Annotated in this window: 3 protein-coding genes; all 3 read right to left on the reverse strand. The window is 40.2% G+C overall.

Annotated elements, in window-relative coordinates; all coding sequences use genetic code 11:
• Positions 1-184: 184 nt before the first annotated feature.
• The 3 genes from QUB20_RS28415 to QUB20_RS28425 all read right to left on the reverse strand — a co-directional run bounded on the left by QUB20_RS28415 (position 185) and on the right by QUB20_RS28425 (position 1343).
• Complete coding sequence (locus QUB20_RS28415) at positions 185-373, reverse strand: hypothetical protein (RefSeq protein WP_333251538.1); 189 nt, start codon at positions 371-373, stop codon at positions 185-187.
• Between the two features lie 172 nt (positions 374-545).
• Positions 546-764 (reverse strand): hypothetical protein, encoded by a 219-nt coding sequence (locus QUB20_RS28420; protein ID WP_333251535.1) that lies wholly within the window; start codon positions 762-764, stop codon positions 546-548.
• 171 nt (positions 765-935) lie between these two features.
• Positions 936-1343 (reverse strand): hypothetical protein, encoded by a 408-nt coding sequence (locus QUB20_RS28425; RefSeq protein ID WP_333246340.1) that lies wholly within the window; start codon positions 1341-1343, stop codon positions 936-938.
• Between the last annotated feature and the right edge of the window lie 226 nt (positions 1344-1569).

A 1569-nucleotide genomic window follows, 5' to 3' on the forward strand; every position in this document is an offset into this window, starting at 1 on the left:
GAGGGCTTGACCTCTCTTTCTACATGGTGATGATGATGACTTAATTTCTCTGCAGTCTTCAGGGTTTTTTACCCTTATTTTTTTCCGTCTCTACAAAGACGCAGTGGCATCACTGGGATACTATTGCTTTTTCCGTTGCTAAAAGTCCGGGTTGCTAATCTGAGGGAATAGGAGCTGATTGCGTCTAATTTTCATCAATTCCGCAATAGGTGCATGGCAAACCTCCCTCCGCTTCGCTGCGCCCACGATTGACCGTATAATCCAATTCAAAAGCTACTATGACGGCGTTGCGATCGCCTCGACGACCGTAAGGCGACCGATCTATTTCGGAATTCCCATAAGCTTGAGCTTGTGTCCTTGTAAAATCGCACAACTATAAGCAACTATAAGCTAAAGCTATTAAAAATCTTAAATTTTTATTAATATTAAAGTTTTGAGGCGGTCGTCACAAGGGTAACTCTTTTCAAGATTATAGCCGACGGTTTGACAGTCCTTAAACATTGCTTCGATACCACTGCGACATTTAAACGCTGTTACAGCTTGTTTCAATTTGCCGATCTTGGTGAGTAAATACCAGCCTTCATCTTCGCCACTATTTCGATATTTTCGTTGCCCATAACCAGCGACATCAAAACAGCCCAATCCTTGCTGCTGATTTTAACTCCTGTCAAATAAAAGCTCGTACCTGCTACTAAACCAGACTCACTCAACCGCTTAAATTCCTCTCCTTCTTCTTGAATATAGTGTCCCTGTTTTACTCTCAAAACAAACCTTATGTTCTTTTCACACAGCCCACTTGCCAGCTTAAACGATCGCAAATTCAGGCGTCTCCTAAAAGAACCATTTTATATTTTTTTAGCAGACCAAGAATGGGGCAGATTAAGCTTTGTTGTTCTCGGATGTTGCTACAGCCACAGCGAATGCAATATCTGCTACTACAACGGTAAAGCTCTCTTGTCCCCAATCAGGCTAATCATCAACATATTTTTATCTCGCCACTGCGTTCTATCAATGGCGACCTTCAACTCTTGTTTCTTTTTAAATTGAGTTCTCCAGATATATTTAAGCACAGGAAACCAAAGCTTTTCAATCTTGAGGATAGGTAGCTTGAGAAATCGTTGAATAGAACGTCGTCGGCTCTCAAACATGATTGGGTATGGCATCAATTTCGCCAATAACTCAATACTCACTTGTTTATGGGTTGGGAGCAGAAAAACTAAAATAGTCACAGTCAAGTATTCGGTGTTTTTGAGCTGCTGTTGAAAACAAATTTGGTATGATTGAGGTAACATTTTTAACTGATGGGGCTTCTTAACAAGACTGACCCCATATTTTTTTACCAAAAATCGGTCCTAGCCCCGTCATCTGTATTGGTTGATATATTTTACCATAAGCTCAGGAGAGCTAGAAACGTTATATATTCCTGCGTCTCGGATTGATATAAAAAAAGAAAATTAATAGTGTAGGTTTTGTTTCTCAACCTAACCTACACTATTCAATACTCCGGACAGTTTTTAAATAGGGATGCTTACGCAATAAAGCACAGAAGCGAAAAAACTGAGTGCTATC

This window comes from Microcoleus sp. B4-C2, assembly GCF_036705265.1.
Classification (GTDB): domain Bacteria; phylum Cyanobacteriota; class Cyanobacteriia; order Cyanobacteriales; family Microcoleaceae; genus Microcoleus.